The sequence below is a fragment of the Paraburkholderia phymatum STM815 genome, assembly GCF_000020045.1.
Taxonomy (GTDB): Bacteria; Pseudomonadota; Gammaproteobacteria; order Burkholderiales; family Burkholderiaceae; genus Paraburkholderia; species Paraburkholderia phymatum.
On record NC_010623.1, the window covers coordinates 1,646,314 to 1,664,756 of the forward strand.

General features: G+C 62.2%; 15 protein-coding genes. 7 read left to right on the plus strand and 8 right to left on the minus strand.

Annotation, left to right across the window (positions count from 1 at the left end; translation table 11 throughout):
• The first annotated feature begins 92 nt into the window (after positions 1-92).
• Positions 93-1,808, plus strand: a complete 1,716-nt coding sequence (locus BPHY_RS23045) for a mechanosensitive ion channel family protein (protein WP_012403868.1) — start codon at positions 93-95, stop codon at positions 1,806-1,808.
• 26 nt (positions 1,809-1,834) lie between these two features.
• On the opposite strand, the gene BPHY_RS23050 is transcribed toward BPHY_RS23045, so the two are convergent.
• The 5 genes from BPHY_RS23050 to BPHY_RS23070 all read right to left on the minus strand — a co-directional run bounded on the left by BPHY_RS23050 (position 1,835) and on the right by BPHY_RS23070 (position 8,701).
• Complete coding sequence (locus BPHY_RS23050) at positions 1,835-2,146, minus strand: hypothetical protein (protein WP_012403869.1); 312 nt, start codon at positions 2,144-2,146, stop codon at positions 1,835-1,837.
• A gap of 110 nt (positions 2,147-2,256) precedes the next feature.
• Entirely contained in the window at positions 2,257-2,595 is a 339-nt protein-coding gene (locus BPHY_RS23055; protein ID WP_012403870.1) for an H-NS histone family protein, read from the minus strand.
• Positions 2,596-2,730: 135 nt separating this feature from the next.
• Positions 2,731-6,021: an adenylate/guanylate cyclase domain-containing protein gene (locus BPHY_RS23060; RefSeq protein WP_012403871.1), complete on the minus strand. Its 3,291-nt coding sequence runs from the start codon at positions 6,019-6,021 to the stop codon at positions 2,731-2,733.
• Positions 6,022-6,137: 116 nt separating this feature from the next.
• On the minus strand, positions 6,138-7,436 hold the full coding sequence (gene trhP / locus BPHY_RS23065; RefSeq protein ID WP_012403872.1) for a prephenate-dependent tRNA uridine(34) hydroxylase TrhP: 1,299 nt from the start codon (positions 7,434-7,436) through the stop codon (positions 6,138-6,140).
• 185 nt (positions 7,437-7,621) lie between these two features.
• Positions 7,622-8,701, minus strand: coding sequence for a LacI family DNA-binding transcriptional regulator (locus BPHY_RS23070; protein WP_012403873.1), 1,080 nt, complete (start codon positions 8,699-8,701; stop codon positions 7,622-7,624).
• A 391-nt stretch (positions 8,702-9,092) separates the two neighbouring features.
• Here BPHY_RS23070 and rbsK point away from each other — a divergent pair, with 391 nt between their 5' ends.
• The 4 genes from rbsK to BPHY_RS23090 all read left to right on the plus strand — a co-directional run bounded on the left by rbsK (position 9,093) and on the right by BPHY_RS23090 (position 13,901).
• Complete coding sequence (rbsK, locus tag BPHY_RS23075; protein WP_083775887.1) at positions 9,093-10,031, plus strand: ribokinase; 939 nt, start codon at positions 9,093-9,095, stop codon at positions 10,029-10,031.
• 99 nt (positions 10,032-10,130) lie between these two features.
• Positions 10,131-11,453 carry an MFS transporter gene (locus tag BPHY_RS23080; protein WP_012403875.1) on the plus strand — a complete coding sequence of 441 codons (1,323 nt, stop codon included), beginning with the start codon at positions 10,131-10,133 and terminating at the stop codon, positions 11,451-11,453.
• A 57-nt stretch (positions 11,454-11,510) separates the two neighbouring features.
• Entirely contained in the window at positions 11,511-12,458 is a 948-nt protein-coding gene (locus BPHY_RS23085) for a dihydrodipicolinate synthase family protein (protein ID WP_012403876.1), read from the plus strand.
• A 312-nt stretch (positions 12,459-12,770) separates the two neighbouring features.
• On the plus strand, positions 12,771-13,901 hold the full coding sequence (locus BPHY_RS23090) for a porin (protein ID WP_012403877.1): 1,131 nt from the start codon (positions 12,771-12,773) through the stop codon (positions 13,899-13,901).
• Between the two features lie 32 nt (positions 13,902-13,933).
• On the opposite strand, the gene BPHY_RS43270 is transcribed toward BPHY_RS23090, so the two are convergent.
• Positions 13,934-14,110, minus strand: a complete 177-nt coding sequence (locus BPHY_RS43270) for a hypothetical protein (protein WP_244257703.1) — start codon at positions 14,108-14,110, stop codon at positions 13,934-13,936.
• A 352-nt stretch (positions 14,111-14,462) separates the two neighbouring features.
• Between BPHY_RS43270 and BPHY_RS23100 the strand changes: the two genes are divergently transcribed.
• On the plus strand, positions 14,463-14,642 hold the full coding sequence (locus BPHY_RS23100; protein WP_041764582.1) for a hypothetical protein: 180 nt from the start codon (positions 14,463-14,465) through the stop codon (positions 14,640-14,642).
• 42 nt (positions 14,643-14,684) lie between these two features.
• Here BPHY_RS23100 and BPHY_RS23105 read toward each other — a convergent pair whose 3' ends face one another.
• Positions 14,685-15,746: a methyltransferase gene (locus BPHY_RS23105; protein WP_012403879.1), complete on the minus strand. Its 1,062-nt coding sequence runs from the start codon at positions 15,744-15,746 to the stop codon at positions 14,685-14,687.
• A 456-nt stretch (positions 15,747-16,202) separates the two neighbouring features.
• Between BPHY_RS23105 and flgM the strand changes: the two genes are divergently transcribed.
• A complete protein-coding gene (gene flgM, locus BPHY_RS23110; protein WP_012403880.1) occupies positions 16,203-16,505 on the plus strand; it encodes a flagellar biosynthesis anti-sigma factor FlgM in 303 nt (100 codons plus the stop codon).
• 136 nt (positions 16,506-16,641) lie between these two features.
• Here the strand turns inward: flgM and BPHY_RS23115 are convergent, their stop codons facing one another.
• Positions 16,642-18,288 (minus strand): FAD-dependent oxidoreductase, encoded by a 1,647-nt coding sequence (locus BPHY_RS23115; protein WP_012403881.1) that lies wholly within the window; start codon positions 18,286-18,288, stop codon positions 16,642-16,644.
• Positions 18,289-18,443 lie beyond the last annotated feature (155 nt).

An 18,443-nucleotide genomic window follows, 5' to 3' on the forward strand; every position in this document is an offset into this window, starting at 1 on the left:
GATATCAGTGGCAAGTCTTCCGGCAAGGATGCGCTGGGGAGACGCGTTGTCCGGTGACACGATGGCAGCGTTGTTTGGCCGTAGGGCGCACAATGTCTCTTAAGATTCCGATCCTTCTGCTGTTGCTCATGATGCTGGCGTCGCCATTTCGGGCTGCGCGCGCAGAGGTGCGCCCCGAATCGCCCGTCCTCCTCGAGTCGGTTCTCGAAACAGCGCCCGTCGAGATCGACGGTCAGCTCCTTTTCATGGTTCGAGGAGTGACGTCCTTTCCCGCTGAGCAGCGGGCCGAGGCCATCAGGGGAAGAATCGAAAAGGTGGCGGCGGACCGCGTATTTCCAAGCGACGGCTTAAGCGCCGAACCAGTGGGAAATGTCACGATGATCATGGCGAGACAAGTCACGCTGATGATCGTGAGCGAGGCCGATGCGCAGTTAGAGCACACGAGCCGCGACCATCTCGCAACACTGCACATGATGCGGATCCGGCAGGCCATCGACGAATACCGCCAGTCGCGTACGAGCGACGCCCTGCTTTCGGCCGGGCTCTTCAGCACCGCGGCTACGGCCGTGCTAGCGCTGGTTATCGCTGCCCTGCTCGCGCTCAACCGGTGGTTGGATAGAGCTCTTTCCCGACGTCTGCAGAGTCGTGTCCACGCGGTAGGCATCCAGTCCTTTCAGATCCTCGGTTCCGAAACTATCTGGAAGGCGCTTCATGGTCTGGTGCTTCTACTTGGCGTCGCGACAATTGCTGTGTCAGCGTATGCATACCTGCATTACGTACTTGCACTCTTTCCATGGACCCGCTCCGTCTCCAACGACCTGTTCGATCTTGCCGTCAACGCCGCCGAACGTATCGGAAAGTCAGTCGGCGCAAGAATCCCGGACATTCTGGTACTCGCCAGCATCTACTATCTGTGCCGGTTCGTTCTTCGGTTGACCCGGCACTTTTTCGACGCGGTGGCACAGAAGCGCGTCAGGTTCGCCCAGTTCGAGCCGGAATGGGCTCTGCCCACGTACCGTCTCATCCGGGTCCTCATCCTTGCCTTCGCGCTCATCATCGCTTACCCCTATATTCCTGGCTCGGAATCTGCCGCTTTCAAGGGAGTCTCGATCTTCATCGGCCTGGTGTTCTCTCTCGGTTCGTCTGCCGCCATTTCCAATTTGATCGCCGGCTACCTGATGACTTATCGAAGGGTCTTCAAAGTCGGCGACCGCGTAAAGGTGGGCGACGTAACGGGGGACGTGATCGCGATCCGCCTGCAAGTGACCCATCTGCGGACGATCAAGAACGAGGAGGTAACGATCCCCAATTCGCAGATACTGAACGGCGACGTAACAAACTTCAGCTCGCTGGCTGTGACACCAGGACTGATTCTGCATACCACGGTCGGAATTGGATATGAGACGCCCTGGCGGCAGGTGGAGGCGATGCTTCGCATGGCCGCAAAGCGAACCACGGGCATCGCGGGAGATCCGCAGCCGTTCATCCTGCTGATCGCGTTAGGCGACTTTGCCGTCACCTATGAACTGAACGGGTACATCCATGACCCGCACGCAATTGCCCAAATCCATGCGGAACTGCATCGACATATCCTTGATGTCTTCAACGAGTACGGAGTGCAGATCATGACGCCCGCCTACGAGCGCGATCCGCCCGAACCGAAGGTCGTGCGACAGGAGCAGTGGTATGCGGCGCCGGCGTCATCTGTTCAACGGGCGGAAGAACGGGCGGAAGCAGCGAACGCAGAGGAGGGCGCATCGCCGACGACTCTGGCCGTCCAGCGCTCCACGGTCTACCGAACGGAGTGACTCCTTGCGAAAACAACGGCAACCGGTCAGTCGCGCTTTCCTTTGAGCGTAAAAGGCGCGAGCAGAGCTTCCATGTCAAGCCGATGCCCCTGCATGAGAAGCAGGCGCGCATGCAGCACGGTATTTTCCAGAACGAGCTTGGCGGTGCTCAGCAGATAAAGCGCATGGACATCGGAGTGTGACATGCCAGTCTCCACAGCGTGGTGCCGTTCAACGAGCGAACTGACAATGAGCCGCCTCAGCTCCTGTTCTCCAAATGGCAGGTCTGCGTAGTCGATGGGGTCTTCTGCTTCGACTTCCCTAAGCATGTCGACAAGCATTTCGGTGCTCACTTCCATGAGTCCCTCCCGGACGAAGGTCAAGTCGGCGTGGCAAAAGCGCCGTTCTGCACCTGCAGACTACCAATCCGTTTCCGTCTCGGTCCAGCATCGATCAGACGGTTCGCGGCTTAGAGGTCACGATGCGACGTCGGTGCGGCTGCCAGCCGGCTGCCTGCGAACGGGTCTTCGCGCCAATCCACTTTCGAACGTGTCTCGGGCACCGACTGGGATGCCAGGGCTACCGCAAAGTGATCCATTGACTGGCCCGCGCTAATGGCCTGTTTGAGCCATTGAGGCATCTCTCCGTCGCCGGACCAGGTTTCTCCCGTGGCACTGCGATACCGTGCTGTCTTCTGTCGAACCTGGTCTTCGGCGATCGCCGCCGCGAGATCATCCAGTTCGATGCCGACCTCGGCCATCCTGCGGCGCAGGTAAGCGACCATACTGTCCCGCTTTCTCTCGTCCATAAATCTCCCCGTATTGCGAGTCGTGCGCGCTGGCTCTTTTTGAGCATACGCAAGCCCTATGCCTCAAGATTACCACTGCGGGCGTCCCGGCTGATTCAATCATAGTGATTTCGGCACCGCATGTCGCTGAGCCACTCAAACGAGCGCTTCGTCGATAGCACGCAAAAAGCCTTTGAACCCGGCATTGGCGACGCATGCACGCACGCGTTCGAGTTCGCAGCGCGCGTTGCCGGACGCGGGATCGAGTTGCATGGCAGCCAGCGCGCGTCCGCGCGCTGCAAACAGTTGCGCCCACGGCAGCGTTTCCGCTTGCGTGTAGCGTTCCAGCGATTCGACATGGCGCAGGGCGCCGGCGGGATCGCGGATCGATAACATCGCCTCGATTGCGTCGCGGTAAAACCAGAGATGGTTGTGCCCGACCGCACCACGGCGCAGCAATTCTGCGCCCTCGTCGAGCAGTTGCAAACGCTCGGCGTCGTCATCGACAGCGCGGCTCAGCGCGCTCAGCGCCTTCGGGGCGCTGAATTGCATGCCGACCTCGCGACATAGTTGGAGCGCGGCCCGCAAGGTCCGCATGGCTTCCATCCGCTGCCCGTCGTCGAGCAGCAGGCGCCCCTCGATCTCCATGTTCTGCGCCTCGAAGCGGCGTGCGCCGAGTTGGCGGATGAGCCGCCGCTCCTGTTCGAGATGCAGCCGCGCCGCCTCGATGTCGCCCAGTTCGTAGCATGCGAAAGCGCCAAGCGTTTCGCACAACATCTGCGCACGAGGCTGCCCGGCGAGCGCGGCCTCACGCGATGCATCGACGGCATCATCACGTGCCTCGCGCGCCTCGTTCAGATAGATGCGGCTGAAGCCTTTCATGGAACGATTGGCGACTTCGATGCGGCCAAATCCATGCTCGCGGCTCAGCGCGACGCAACGGCTGAAATGTTCGAACGCGGTGCGCATGCGGCCTTGCGCGTAGGCCGCATCGGCAAGTCCGCCAAGCGCGCGTGCTTCGGCTTCCGGCAGACCCAGACGGCGTGCATACGCAAGCCCGCGCTCATGCTCGACGCGGCAATCGTCGATACGGCCGAGCGGAAAGAGAATGTTGCCGCGCAGATGATGCAGCTGCGCCAGTTCGTTGATCTGGTTTTCGCGTTCGGCCGTCTTCTGGGCGGCGTCCAGCAGCGTGAGTGCTTCTGACAGGCCCTCGTTGACGCGCAGTCCTTCTGCGAGCCCAAGTTGCGCGATGCACAGGGCCGCATCGTCCGGCGCGATTGCGGCGGCATCGCGGTAGGTCGCAATCGATGCTTCGATGTCGCCCAGATCGCGCTGCAACTCGCCCTTAAAGCACGTCAGCGCGTGCCGGTCGATGGGTGTCTGTGCAATCTCCAGTCCCCGGCCGACCAGTTGTAGCGCCGCCTCCGTGAAACGGGCGGTGCGTTGCGTCATCGCTGCGATGAGACAGGCATGCGCGGCACGTTCATCTTCCGCCCGATCCAGATGCTGTGCGTGAAGCACGGCATCGCTCCGTGCAAACCATTCGGCGGCACGCCGGTGCAGCTCTCGCCGCCGCGTGCGCAGCAGCGTCGAATAGGCGCTTTCCTGGATCAGTGCATGAGCGAACAGATAGTCTTCGCCTTCCGGTAGCACGAGTGCGTTTTCGACCAGCCTTTCACAGCCATAGCCGGGCTCGTCGATCAGATGCCTTAGCAGCGCAATGCCAAAGCGCTGGCCAATGACGGACGCCGCCTGAAACGCCAGCCGGTCGGTCGGCGCAAGGCGGTCCATGCGTGCGAGCACGAGGCTCTGGATCGATGCAGGCACCGCTTCGCTGCTGCCTTCCTCGGCGTTGTGCAGGAGTTGTTCGAGGAACAGCGGATTACCGTCCGCCCGCTCGATGCAGGCGAGCGCGACACGCTGCGTTGCATCGATGAAACTGCCTGCCAGGGTCAGCGCTTCGTCGCGCCGCAGCGGGCCGAGATCGATCGTCGCGAGCGGTATGTCGCGTAGACGCGCGCGCCACGCAGCGTCGAGCGGATCGCCTTCGGCCCGCGAGGTCAGCACCAGCAGTCCGGCCCCGGCCGCCATGCCCGACGCGAACGCCGCAAGATAGCCGAGCACCTGCACATCCGCCCAATGCAGATCTTCGACCAGCAGCATGATGGCCCCGCGCCGGCAAGCATCGGCTGTCAGAGCCGTCACGACGGCCTGCTTGCCGCGCTTGCGCGCCGTATGATCCATCGCGTCATGGAGCGTGCGCCACTGCCCCGTTTGCGGCAGATCGAGCAGGTCGTGCAAAAACCCGCGCTGCCCGGCGCTGATGACACTTTCCGCCAACAGTCGTTCGGCGGCTTCGAGCCGCTCGTCGAGCGTGGAGGATGCAGACAGCCCGAGCAGGCTGTCGATGATCGCGCGCACGGGGTCCTGTCCTTTGCCGACGCCGAAGTCGAGCACGAGCCCTCGGTGTATCGCAAAACCATGCGCCTGCGCGAAGACGCGCATCTCGTTGACGAGACGCGTCTTGCCGATGCCCGCATCGCCGCGCACATACACGACATGGCCCGCGCGTTGTTCGAGACAGGTTCGGGCGATGCCGTGGAACTGTTCCAGTTCGGCTTTCCGTCCGACAAATTGGCTGCGGCTCGCGCGTGTCGGCTCACGCGCGACGCTGCACAGTCTCCAGACGCGCACGGGCGCGCTGATGCCCTTGAAATGCATCTCGCCCAGCGATTCGCAGATGGCGCTTTCGCCAAGCGCGCGCTGCACGCCATCCGACAGCAACGTCTGTCCCGCAGTCGCAGCCGCGACGAGCCGCGCCGCCAGGTTCACGGAATCCCCATGCACCGTGTAGTCCAGCGCATCGGCGCGGCCGACCGCGCCCGCTACCACTTCGCCGCTCGCGATGCCGATGTGCGCCTGCAACGGGTGCTTGCTCCTGGCGCTAAGCTGCGCGAGTGCGTCGTGGATATCGAGCGCAGCGCGAGCGGCCCGTAGCGGATCGGTCTCATGTGCCCGCGGCGCGCCGAACAGCGCCATCACGGCGTCGCCGATGTGTTTGTCGACCGTGCCGCCATAGGCGAGCAAAATGCCATCGACGAGCGATATGAAGCGGCCGATCACCTCGCGCAACTCTTCCGGATCGAGCATTTGCGAAAGCGCCGTGAACCCGCACAGATCGGCGAACAGAATGGTGACCTGTCTGCGATCGTCGACGGGAGACGCGATGGACGCGGGCGGCTTCGCGCTCGACGTCATGGCAGTGCGTTCGGCGATCGCTGCCAGCAGGCGCTTGCGATGCCCTAGCGACTGGATGCCGAGTTCCTTCAGATCCGCGTCGGTCAGTTCGGGCAGCATCGCAAGCTCGATGTCGTTATTCGCGAACGCCTGCGCGTATTGATCGAGGCCAAGTCCGCCCAGCCATTGTTCGATATTCATCGCCATTGCCGGAAGCCCGAGAGCTATTTCGTCGCTACCCCTTCGTAGTGTAGGCGTTTGCCTTGCATTTGCCCGAGAGCGCGCACATCCCCGCGCTGGCGGAAGGCCCTCGGGTTCAACGCCTATTGCGCGTCCGTCACATATCGAGCCACCAGCGTCATCGGCCCGGTTTCTCCGAGGTCGGCCCGCACCGTGTGACCGCTGCCGGACGCGACGTCACAGGGTTGGCCTTCGATGTTTTCCATGCGAGTCAAGGTGATGTCCCGCGAGCCGTCGGGCGTAACGATCTCCAGTGCATCCCCAACGGCAAAGCGATTCTTCACTTCGAGTGTGGTCAGGCCGGTCACTGCATCATAAGCCAGCCATTCGCCGACGAACTGTTGGCGCGCGTTACCCGAGGCGCCGCTGGCATAGTTCTGGTAGTCATCGGCGCGATGCCGTTGCAGGAAGCCGCCCGTATAGCCGCGATTGGCGAGGCCGTCGAGGCGGCCGATGAGCCCCGTGTCGAACGGGCGGCCCGCGGTCGCGTCGTCGATGGCGCGTGCGTAAAGCTGCGCGGTGCGCGCGACATAGTAGTGTGACTTGGTGCGGCCTTCGATTTTCAGACAATCGACGCCGATATCGACCAGTTGCTGAACATGCTCGATCGCGCGCAGGTCGCGGGAATTCATCAGATACGTGCCATGTTCGTCTTCGGATATCTCCATCCATTCACCGCTGCGGCGCGCTTCTTCTTCCAGCAGATACACGCGGTCCGCTGCCGTATGGCGCGGCACATGTTCACCTTCGGCCGTGAGAGCGGACTCGGTCATGCGATAGCTCCAGCGGCATGCGTTGGTGCAGGTGCCCTGATTCGAGTCGCGGTGATTGAAGTAGCCGGAGAGCAGGCAGCGGCCCGAATACGCGATGCACAGCGCGCCATGCACAAAGACTTCGAGTTCGATGTCGGGGCAGCGTTGGCGGATCTCAGCGATCTCGTCAAGCGAGAGTTCGCGCGACAGGATCACCCGTGATACGCCGATCGAATTCCAGAAACGGACGCTGGCGTAATTGACAGTATTGGCCTGCACGGACAGGTGGATCGGCATGTCGGGCCATGTCTCGCGGACCATCATGATCAAACCGGGGTCGGCCATGATCAACGCATCCGGCCCAAGGGCCACCGCATCGCGCAAGTCTTTAATGAAGGTGTCGACCTTGCGGTTGTGCGCCATCAGATTGACGGTCAGGTAGAAGCGCTTGCCCGCGGCCCGGCACGCTTCGATACCTTCGCCGAGGAAGCCGGTGTTGCGGAATTCGTTGTTGCGCGCACGCAGGCTATAGCGCGGCAGACCTGCGTACACCGCATCGGCGCCGTAGGCAAGAGCGTAGTTCAAGGCGCGCAGAGAACCGGCGGGGCTGAGGAGATGTGGGCGCTTCATGGCTAGGGCTTCGCAGGACAAAGCCCGCGAGCATACCGGTGTTTTTCAGCGCAACCTTTGCGCCAGCGCATATCGGCGTGCTGCTTTCAGCGCGTCGCCGGAGATTGGACCAGAGCCGCGGTAAGCGCCGTCCCTGGAGCGGCCGATTGACACGGAGCGAGTCGATCGTTTCATCAAGAACGCGTTCAGTCCGCCTTGCGCACCCGCGCCGTCGACTCCCTGACCATCAATTCCGGCTGCACGAGGCCTGACTCTGCGGCTTCCTTCCCATCGAGCACATCGAGCAGATACCGCGCGGCGCGCCGCCCGATTTCCGCCGTATCGACACGCACGGTCGTCAACGACGGATGAATCTGCTGCGCAATGGCGACATCGTCGAAACCCGTCACCGACAATTGTTGTGGCACCTTGATCCCCAGTTCGGCCGCTTCCAGAAGCACGCCGATCGCCAGTTGATCGTTGCCGCAAATAATGGCAGTAGGGCGCTCGTCCGCACCCTGCCAGATCGCGCGCAAGCTCTGACGCCCAAACGCAATCGTTGCCGGCCCTTCATGAAGATGCGAAGGGCGCACCGCGATGCCATGACGCTCCAGCGCTTCCCGGATGCCTGCCACGCGCGCCTGAACACGATCGTTGTCACGCGCCGGTTGAATGACGGCGGCGAACGTGCGATGCCCCAGTGCGAGCAGATGCTCGGCGATCGCGACGAACGCCGCGCGATTGTCGAAGCCGATGCAGTGATGCGGACTGCCCTCGCGATACGCGTAGGTGATCGCATACGGTACGCGAGCTTGTTTCAGCGCGTCGAAGAGTTCCGGCGGATGCGCTTCGCCGACGATCGCGATCACTTCGACGCCGCGCGCCAGCATCGCCCGCACCTGAATCAACGCCTGCGCCGGATCGTAGTTCGAGCAACCGAGAAACAGCGTGATGCCACGTTCGGCAAACACGGCCTGCATGCCGGCGACTTGCGATGCAAAGACCTGATCGTCGAGTGTCGGAATGATCGCGCCGGCTATGTGCGTGCGCGTCGATGCGAGCGCGCGGCCCGCCGCATTCGGAATCCAGTTGAGTGCGGCGGCTGCCTGCAGCACGCGTTCGCGCACGCTCGGCGAGACTTTGTCGGGCTCGTTGTAGACCCGCGATACGGTGGCTGTCGACACATCCGCCAGCCGCGCCACGTCGCCAAGAACAGCACGCCCGCTCCTGCGGCGCGTGCGGGCGACGGGCGTGTCAGATGCTGCGGACGAGTGAGAACTGCTCATGGTCGTTGTGCTGGTCGTAAATGAACTCTGCGCGAGGCGTGTGCCGTCGTCATCTTACAGGGCGAGGCGCGTGCCGCCCGCAACGATGCCGCACGTCACTCGTCGTCGTGTCTTCTCCAGCGCGATCCTGGGCAAGAGGCTGCGCGTTTACCCTCGAACTGCATGATCCTGCTTGCAATTTTCGCGCAGTTCGGCCGAAAATGTAAGCGCTAACACGGCATGTCATTCATGAGGGTAATCCGGCCGAATTCACAAATTGCGTCGTGATTTCCGCATCGGGGTGAACGGCTGATCATTTTCCATTGGCTAGATGTAAGCGCTAACATTATAGCCGTGGCAGCGCCTTCACTCAGCAAAACGTCGCCTGACTATTGAAAGAATCGCATCGAACATGAGTTCTTCTGCCGCTGCACCGCTGGTCGTTGTTGTTGGAAGCGCCAATATGGACCTCGTCGTTCATGCGCCGCGTCTGCCGTCGCGGGGCGAGACGCTGCTCGGCGACCGCTTCGACACTGTCAACGGCGGGAAGGGCGCGAACCAGGCCGTCGCGGCGGCGCGGCTCGGCACGAGCGTCGCGATGGTCGGCTGTGTCGGCGCCGATACGTTCGGCAAGTCGCTGAGCGACGCGCTGCACCGCGAGCACATCGACCTTGCTCACGTGCATAGGGTTGAAGGCCAGGCGAGCGGTATCGCCTCCATCACGGTGGGCAGTGACGGCGCAAACACGATCGTCGTTGCGCCAGGCGCGAATGCCCGGCTGAGCACTGCGCACGTCGACGCCGCCGCTGACCTGATTGCGCGCGCCGACATGCTGATTTGCCAGCTGGAAGTGCCGCTCGCGGCCGTCGAGCGCGCGATCGCCATTGCCGCGCGCAACGGCACGCCCGTGCTGCTCAATCCGGCGCCGGCGCAGCCGTTGCCCGACGCGTTGTATCGACAGATCGACTATTTGCTGGTCAATGAAACAGAAGCCGCGCTGCTGACGGACGTGCCCGTGAACGACGTGCCGTGCGCCCGCCTCGCCGCTGACGCGTTGCTCGGCAAGGGCGTGCGCAACGTGCTCGTGACGCTCGGCGCACAAGGCGTCATCTGGGCTGGCGAGCAGGGCAGCGGGCACATGGCTGCGCCGGGCGTGCAGGTCGTCGATACGACGGCGGCAGGAGATACCTTTGCAGGCGGCTTTGCGGTCGAACGCGCACGCGGCCTGGAAATGCGGCAGTCGATTGCTTTCGCTCAGTGCGCAGCAGCCGTGAGCGTGACGCGCGCAGGCGCGCAAACGTCCATCCCCTATCGCGCGGAACTGCAAGAAGACAGCGTCAGCCAGGTGTGACCCGGGCCTTCGCGGCTCGCGCTTCGAACGCGAAGTGAATCGGCATTGCAACAGCAGTGAACGGCCCAAGCATTCGTACAACAGACGGAGACAGCCAACGTGAACACGACCTATGAACGCCCGACCGCTCCACCGCGCATTCGACGCGCGCAGACCATCGCACTTGCGCTGTTGATGGTCAGCGGTATCGTCAACTATCTGGACCGTGGCACGCTCGCAGTCGCGAATCAGCTGATCCGCCAGGACCTCGGTCTCTCGTTGGGGCAGATGGGCCTGCTGCTGTCAGCGTTCTCGTGGAGCTATGCGCTCTGCCAGTTGCCCGTGGGCGGACTTGTCGACCGGATCGGGCCGCGCCGTTTGCTCGGCATAGGGCTGATCGTGTGGTCGTTCGCACAGATCGCGGGTGGCCTCGTATCGACGTTCGGCTTCTTCGTGCTCGCGCGCATCGTGCTGGGTATCGGCGAGGCGCCGCAGTTTCCGTCGGCGGCGCGTGTGGTGAGCAACTGGTTTCCCCTGAAGTCGCGCGGCACGCCGACGGGCATCTTCAACTCGGCTTCGCCGCTCGGCAGCGCGCTCGCGCCGCTGTGTCTGTCGGTGCTGATCGTCGCGTTCAACTGGCGATGGGCGTTCGTCGTGACGGGCGCGCTCGGGCTGGTGGTCGCTGCCGTGTGGTTCGCGCTCTATCGCGACCCGGACAGCCGGGCGCTGAGCCGCGAAGAACGCGCCTATCTGGAAGCCGACGCCGAACCGGCGGCGGGCCCCGCGCCGAAGCTCACCTTCGCCGAATGGCGCGCGCTGTTTTCTTACGGCACGACCTGGGGCATGCTGATCGGCTTCTTCGGGTCCGTGTACCTGAACTGGGTCTATCTGACCTGGCTGCCCGGCTATCTGACCATCGAGCGCCATATGAGCCTCTCGCGCACGGGCATTGCGGCTTCCGTGCCGTTCCTGTGCGGCTTCGTCGGTGCGCTGCTCGCGGGCTGGTTCTCCGATCTGATCACGAAGCGCAGCACTTCGCCCGTTGTGAGCCGCCGCAATGCCGTCGTGATCGCGATGCTCGGCATGGTCGCGTTCACGATTCCCGCTGCGCTCGTGCAGAGCAATACGATCGCGATCGCATGCATTTCCGTCGTGATCTTTCTGGCGAATGCGGCATCCGCTGCATCGTGGGCATTGGCGACAGCGGCCGCGCCGCCCAGCCGCATCGCATCGCTCGGCGCGATGCAGAACTTCGGCGGCTTTCTGGGTGGTGCGCTCGCGCCGATCGTGACGGGCTTCATCGCGCAAGCGACGTCGTTCGTTCCCGCGCTGCTGACGGCGGCAGGCGTCGCGTTCGTCGGCGCGATGGCCTATCTGCTGCTTGTCAGAAAACCCATTCCCGAGCACGACGCGTCGAGTGTGCCCGCGCAGCTCCCCGTATGAGGGACGTCGAGCGAGTGCGTCCGTGGCGTGCAGAACCATGTATTCAAGGAGAACCCTATGATCGATAAAGCGAAAATGAACGGCCCGATCGAGGGCATCGTGCCCGTGATGCTGACGCCGTTCCACGACGACGGCACGATCGACTACGCGGGCCTCGAAAGGCTGATCGAGTGGTATCTGGCGAAAGGCTCTGACGCACTGTTCGCGGTCGCGCAGTCGAGTGAAATGCAGTTTCTAAGCCTTGCCGAGCGCGGTGCACTGGCGCGCTTCGTCGTGGAGAAAGTGGCGGGGCGCGTGCCCGTCGTCGCATCCGGTCATATCAGCGACGATCTCGATGCGCAGGCAGAAGAACTGCGCGTTGCGGCTGATTCGGGCGCGCAGGGCATCGTGCTGGTGACGAATCACCTGGACCCGAAGCGCGAGGGCTCGCAGACCTTTCTCGCGAATCTGAACCGGCTGTTGTCGAAGCTGCCGTCGGATGTCCCGTTGGGCCTCTATGAGTGCCCGGCGCCGTATCGGCGTCTGCTCACCGATGATGAGCTGAAGGTTTGTATCGATAGCGGCCGCTTCGTGATGCTCAAGGACGTGAGCTGCGATCTTGCGACGGTGAAGCGCCGTGTCGCGCTGGCGCAAGGCTCGCCGCTTAAAGTTCTCAACGCGAACGCGGCGATTGCGTGGGATGCGATGAAAGCGGGCTCGGCGGGTTTCAACGGTGTGTTCACGAACTTTCACCCCGATCTGTATCAATGGCTGCGCAGCCGTAGCGCCGAAGATGAGGTGCTCGCGGAAGAACTGTCGACGTTTCTGGTCCTCGCGGCTGTGTCCGAAGCACTCGGCTATCCGGCGCTCGCGAAGATGTACCACCAGCGCATCGGCACCTTCCATTCGATTCGCTGTCGCGTGATCGACTATGACGTGCGCGAACGCTTCTGGGCGCTCGATGCAGTGCTGGACAAGATCGTTGCGGGAACGGAGCGCTTTCGTGAGCGTATCGCGGCGCTTTGAGTTTGCGGACTGGGCGAGGCGGGCCGCGGCGGCACAGCGGTAGAAAGATGAGGAAAGGTTTTGCTGTTATGGCATCGATTGATTTCGCCTCTTTCTGCATTTAGATTCCCTGAATTTCCGGAATTGTTTTTCCTCTTTATCTACACGTCCGCCAGAAACTGGCTATACGGTTTGAAATAGCCTTTGCTTAAGAATCAGTAAGTTTGGTATGCGTATCAATCGTTGTCAGTAACCAACATTCCAATTTGGCGATGTGAAGAGATCTGTAGGCTTCCGTCCGCAGTTCTCTCCACAAGTCCAAAGAGGAATTAGATGAAGAAGATCACACTGGCAATGGCTTCTGCGGCATTGCTCGCAGCTACGGGCATGGCTCACGCGCAAAACAGCGTCACGCTCTATGGCATCGTCGATACGGGGCTCACCTACGTGTCGAACGATGGCGGCAGCAAGTCGTTCAGCATGACGTCGGGTAACGAATCGGGTAGCCGCTGGGGCCTGAAAGGCTCGGAAGATCTCGGTGGCGGCCTGAAGACGGTCTTTCAGCTGGAAAACGGCTTCAGCTCGGTGAACGGCAAGCTCGGACAAGGTAGCCGCATGTTCGGCCGTCAAGCGTTCGTCGGCTTAAGCAGCGATACGTGGGGCACGTTCACGGCCGGCCGTCAGTACGACCCGCTGGTGGATCTCGTGCAGCCTGTTCAGGGCGACGGATACCTCGGTGGCGTATTCATTTCGCCGGGCGATATCGACAATGCCGACAACAGCGCGCGGGTGAACAATTCGATCAAGTACACGTCGCCGTCGATGTCCGGCCTGCAGTTCGAAGCGATGTACTCGCTGGGCGGCGTCGCTGGTGCGACAGGTTCGGGACAGAGCTATGCGGCGGCGGCAGCGTATAGCAACGGTCCCGTCAACGTGGCAGCGGGCTACTATCACTTCAGTAATGGCAATGGCGCGAATCGCGGCACCACGACGTGGGACTCGCTGTTCAACACGTCGGTCAACTCCGCCTATTCCACTGCAGCCGCTGTCAACAATGCGCGTATCGGCGGCAATTATGTTTTCGGCTCGGTGACGGTGGGTGGCTACTACAGTTACGCCGAATACACCGCGGACGCCAGCTCGACGTTCAAGCAATCGGAAAAATACAACACGGGTTCCGTTTACGCGGTGTGGCAGGTCTCGGCTCCGCTGCAAACCCAGATTGGATACGTATATTTGAAGTCGAGCGGCAGCTCATCGGCAAAATACAACCAGTTTGCCGTTGCCGCGGACTATTCGCTTAGCAAGCGCACCGATGTCTACGCGTGGGCGGCATACACCCACGCGGCGGGCACGCAGGACGCGGCGGGCACGGCTGCTGTCGCGGTGATCGGCTCGGCGACGGGCGATTCGGGTTCCAACAAGCAAGCGACGGTTACCGTGGGTATTCGTCATAAGTTCTAATCGACGCTTGAAAGAAAGCCCGCGAGAGCGGGCTACTTGCTTTCTCGCGCAGCAGGTCCGCCGTATCGGTTTGGATGCCCCGCCGGCAGATGTTTTTCGGGCAGTTCGGTTTTCAGGCGTTCATCAGCGATCTGGAAAGAGACGCTCGTCACGACATCGGTTTCGACCAGACCCAACTCGTCCACCCCATCCGCCAGCGGCTCGATCATGAGCTTCGCCACAACGAACCCGCAATTCTTTTCACGCGTCACGATGCCTTTCTGCTGCAGCGGCGCGAGCGCCTAGTCGACGGGCAAATGCCGGATGACCGTCTGCGCCTGTCTCGCTCGGCTTCGATAGGTGACTTGCTGGCGACAGCGAGGCCGAGGCACTGAACTTGCGCGCTGCTATATGCCCGGCCATACGCCATGCTGACGTGCGCCGCGTCAATATCTGTGTACGCGTGAGCGATCGTCAGCACTCAAGGTCGAAGCCGGGTATTTGCAATGCAGCATTAGCGACGACTGCGCGAACGCCGCTCCACGTTTGACGCAGTCGATTCGAAACCAACCAATGGAGATAATGATGAACGATCCCTACACTACTTACCCGCACGACAGCCTGCACGTAGATGCGGTTGACGACAGCGAAACCTATACGCCATCGTATCAATTGCTGTTGCACGAGCCCACGGTATTGCTGGCCGGCAATCCGTCCGACCGAACGGATGTCGCAACGGCCGCGATCCTGGGCTACAACTGACGGTGACGGTTCACTACGGGTGGCGCGTGGTTTTGGATGCCGCTACTTGATGCCTATCGCCATCGAGTCTGGCCCGACGAGCCGTTCGACGCGTACTTGCGTGAAGCCCGCTTCGCGCATCCACTCGATGCATTGCCCGCCCGTGTAATCGAAGCCACCGGGCGTCTCGATCAGCATGTTGAGGCTCATGAGCAGGCCGAATGCGTTGTGCCGGCGTTCGTCGTCGATCATCGCGTCGTAGACGATCAGACAGCCGCCAGGCGGTAGCGCGTCGTGGCATTTGCGCAGCAACATGCGCTTTTGGTCCAGATCCCAGTCGTGCAGGATATGGCCCATCACGAGCACGTCGGCGGACGGGCACGGGTCGTCGAAGAAGTTGCCTGCGTAGAACCGCAGCCGGTCCTGCAAGCCTTGCGATGCGACGTATTCCTCGAATACCGGGCGCACGGCAGGCAGGTCGAAGCCGCCACCCGACAGATGCGGATGCGCGAGCGCAATCTGCACCGGCAGTGCGCCCTGTGCCGCGCCGAGGTCGACGAACGTACGGTGGTTCTGCCACGGAAACTGCTGCGCGATGGCTCGCGCAGCGCCGAGACTGACGCCGCTCATCGCGCGCAGGAACGTGCGCAACCGCGTTTCGTCGGAGTAAAGCGCCTCGAACACGTTGCCGCCGTGCCTGGACTCGTTCTGCGGCGCGCCGGTGCGCAACGCCTCGGTGAGCGAGCCCCAGAATGGATAGAGGCGCGAGTTCGCCATCTCGAGCAGCCCGCCGACATAGCTCGGCCTTGCCGGGTCGAGAAAGAGGTCCGCGTCGCGCGTGTTGCTGTAGACACCGTCGGCGCGGTTCAGCACGTTTAGCGCGACGAGCGCGTCGAGAAAATCGAGCGCGGATCGCGGATGCAGCCCCAGCGCTGCAATGAGTGGCTGAGCGCTTTGCGGCCCGCGTGCGAGATGAGCGAAGACTTGCAACTCGACGGCCGAGAGCAATGTCTTCGATGCCCAGAAACCCATTGCAACCTGCAGGATGTATTCGGGCGAAGGCTCCGATTCTACGGTGTGGTCGGCGCGCGGCGCCTGCTGCGAGGTGGCTGGGGTGCGTGCCATCGACATCTCCTATACGAAGGTCGTTCGTCGCCTGATCGCAGATGGTAGGCCCACATATCGCTTTCAAATGTGGGCTACCGCACGAAACAGCGTGCGTGATCGGTCGACACGAGTCGCCCGTCATGCGAGGTCATGGCTTCCATGCCCATTGAGGCTTATCCGCTAGCTGCCGATATAGCGCTCCAACGCGCTCATTGCACGATGCTTGCCGGCTTGCCTGCCTCCGGCATTCAAAGACCAATACCGACGCTCTTCTCGCGCAAGTCCGTCCGGCAACGCCGGCGCCGTGTGCGATTCCTCACACTTTGTTTCAATTTGTTTCAAATCGCGCAGAGGGCCGCGTATCAAGGATCGACGGCCGATGATGGAGTGCGGAGAGTCTCGCAGGGTCTGCGGCACGGTGAAGATTTCAAACGCGCGACCGTTAAAGGACTCAACAGATCGGGAACGGACATCATGAAGATCGAATCCAGCAACAACAGCATTACCATTCACCGGCCAGGTGCGGTACGCGCCACCAACGACGCCGAAGCGCAGGGTGCCGTCGGCGCAGTGCGAAAAACGGACGCGCCCCTTTCGGGCAGCTCGACCGTCAGCCTGTCGACGCTGCCCACGGCGAGCGACGCGGACATCGATACGGCGCAGGTCGAATCGATCAAGGCCGCGCTGCGCGACGGCACCTATACAGTCGATTCCAGCAAGATCGCCGACGGCATGATGAGCAACGCACGCGACCTGCTGCAAACGGTAAGCCGCTGATTGGCGACTGGGTGCTGCGGCACGCGCAAACAGCGTGTTACGTGTTTGCTGCCGGTCTACGCAAATACTCGCCAGACAGCCGACGAACCGTCGCCTTCATAAAACGGTTTCCCCGACCGGAACAGCCGCTTGCGTTCTACGCCTGCTGAAGAAACTTGTGAGCGAACGCGATCGCCATACTGCCCTCGCCGACGGCAGAAGCAACGCGTTTGACCGGGCTGAGTCTGACATCGCCGCAGGCGAACACGCCGGGAACGCTGGATTCGAGCAGATACGGATCTCTGTCCTGGGACCAGCGTCCCGCTCTGACCACGTCGTCGCCGGTAATGACATATCCACGGTCGTCACGTGCGATCGCCGCCGGCAGCCACTCTGTTTCGGCATCCGCGCCGATGAACACAAAGAGTCCGGCACAGTCGTGCGTATGCACCTCGTCTGCCAGGGCATCGCGTATGTCGATTGCAGCAAGATGCGCGTCGCCTTGCGCACCGACTACTTCCGAGCGCAAGCGAACCGCGACGTTGGTCTTTCCATGAAGCTGCTCGACCAGATAGCGTGACATGCTCTTCTCGAGCGAATCGCCGCGCAGGACGAGCGTGACCATGCGGGCATGATTGGCGAAATACAACGCGGCCTGCCCGGCCGAATTTCCGCCGCCGATCAGATAGACATCGAGCCCGTGCGTCGCGCTCGCCTCGCTGCGTGACGCGCCATAGTAAATGCCTTTGCCGATGAAGCGGTCGAAGCCGTCGATCGCGAGTCGACGCCATGCGACACCCGTCGCAAGAATGATGGTTCGCGCACGAATCGCGTCGTCTCCGTCGAGATGAACGGTGCGATGCTCGACATCGATTTGCGAGACCTGTCTCGTTACGAGGATTTCCGCGCCGAGTCGCCTTGCCTGCTGCAGTGCGCGGCTCGCGAGTTCGTCGCCCGACACGCCATTGGGAAAGCCCAGATAATTCTCGATGCGCGAAGACGTCCCCGCCTGGCCACCCGGCGCCTCGCGCTCCACGACGATCGTGCTCAAGCCTTCCGACGCGCCATATACGGCGGCAGCGAGACCGGCCGGCCCGCCGCCGATGATCAACGTATCGTATTCGGCACGGCGAGGCTTCGTTTGCAGACCCAGCAATTCGGCGAGCTCGCGTGTCGCGGGCCGGTTGAGCACGGTTCCGTCGACGAGGCGCAACGCGGGACACTCCGCTTCGGACGGACAGGGTTGCGGCCAGCGCGACGACAGTTCGGGCGCATCGGGCGTCATCCAGTCGTAGCTGATCTGGTTGCGCGAGAGAAAATGGCGCAAGGCCGTGCAGGACGTGTCCCAACGGTTGCCCACCATCGTTACCCGGGGCGTGGGTGCTTCGGCAGAGAGCCCCTGCAGCCCGCCGATCCGCTCGCGTGCGAGCGCGCCCATCTTCAACGCAACGTCGGGAGACTTCGCGGCGAGCATGTAGTATTGCTGAGCCTCCACCCGCATCACACGCGACGGTTCCGCCGCCCGATAGGCGCCCGGAAATGGCGAACTCAGTGCAAGCGGCACCTCGCCGAAGATGGTCCCAGGTAGACGCCAGCCCAGCGTGCGCTCAATGCCATCGAATGTCTTGATGACCTCCATCCTGCCTGACAGGACCGCATACAGCGCACGTTCGCCACCTTCATGGACGGCGAATTCGCCTGTGCACAGATGCAGGTCTGCGCAGGTGTGTGCGAGATGGTCCAGTTCGCTTTCGGCGAGGGTCGAGAAGAGCGGGACTTCGCGGATGTCGTCGATTGTCAGCATGGCTGCGTCCAGACAGGCGAGCGAGGAAAACTCTGTACTGCTCGAAACGATCATACAAACAAACGCATGGCTGCCACCGCATGAAAGCCAGTATATGACCTTTCATTGCAAATGATGTGCGCTGTTTGAAGCGACATCATGCATCGACGCCGCTT

Excerpts from the sequence above, each read along its gene's own strand:
- BPHY_RS23045 (WP_012403868.1), top strand. The coding sequence starts at position 93 with ATGTCTCTTAAGATTCCGATCCTTCTGCTGTTGCTCATGATGCTGGCG.
- BPHY_RS23050 (WP_012403869.1), bottom strand. The coding sequence starts at position 2,146 with ATGGAAGTGAGCACCGAAATGCTTGTCGACATGCTTAGGGAAGTCGAA.
- BPHY_RS23055 (WP_012403870.1), bottom strand. The coding sequence starts at position 2,595 with ATGGACGAGAGAAAGCGGGACAGTATGGTCGCTTACCTGCGCCGCAGG.
- BPHY_RS23060 (WP_012403871.1), bottom strand. The coding sequence starts at position 6,021 with ATGGCGATGAATATCGAACAATGGCTGGGCGGACTTGGCCTCGATCAA.
- trhP (WP_012403872.1), bottom strand. The coding sequence starts at position 7,436 with ATGAAGCGCCCACATCTCCTCAGCCCCGCCGGTTCTCTGCGCGCCTTG.
- BPHY_RS23070 (WP_012403873.1), bottom strand. The coding sequence starts at position 8,701 with ATGAGCAGTTCTCACTCGTCCGCAGCATCTGACACGCCCGTCGCCCGC.
- rbsK (WP_083775887.1), top strand. The coding sequence starts at position 9,093 with ATGAGTTCTTCTGCCGCTGCACCGCTGGTCGTTGTTGTTGGAAGCGCC.
- BPHY_RS23085 (WP_012403876.1), top strand. The coding sequence starts at position 11,511 with ATGATCGATAAAGCGAAAATGAACGGCCCGATCGAGGGCATCGTGCCC.
- BPHY_RS23090 (WP_012403877.1), top strand. The coding sequence starts at position 12,771 with ATGAAGAAGATCACACTGGCAATGGCTTCTGCGGCATTGCTCGCAGCT.
- BPHY_RS43270 (WP_244257703.1), bottom strand. The coding sequence starts at position 14,110 with ATGATCGAGCCGCTGGCGGATGGGGTGGACGAGTTGGGTCTGGTCGAA.
- BPHY_RS23100 (WP_041764582.1), top strand. The coding sequence starts at position 14,463 with ATGATGAACGATCCCTACACTACTTACCCGCACGACAGCCTGCACGTA.
- BPHY_RS23105 (WP_012403879.1), bottom strand. The coding sequence starts at position 15,746 with ATGGCACGCACCCCAGCCACCTCGCAGCAGGCGCCGCGCGCCGACCAC.
- flgM (WP_012403880.1), top strand. The coding sequence starts at position 16,203 with ATGAAGATCGAATCCAGCAACAACAGCATTACCATTCACCGGCCAGGT.
- BPHY_RS23115 (WP_012403881.1), bottom strand. The coding sequence starts at position 18,288 with ATGCTGACAATCGACGACATCCGCGAAGTCCCGCTCTTCTCGACCCTC.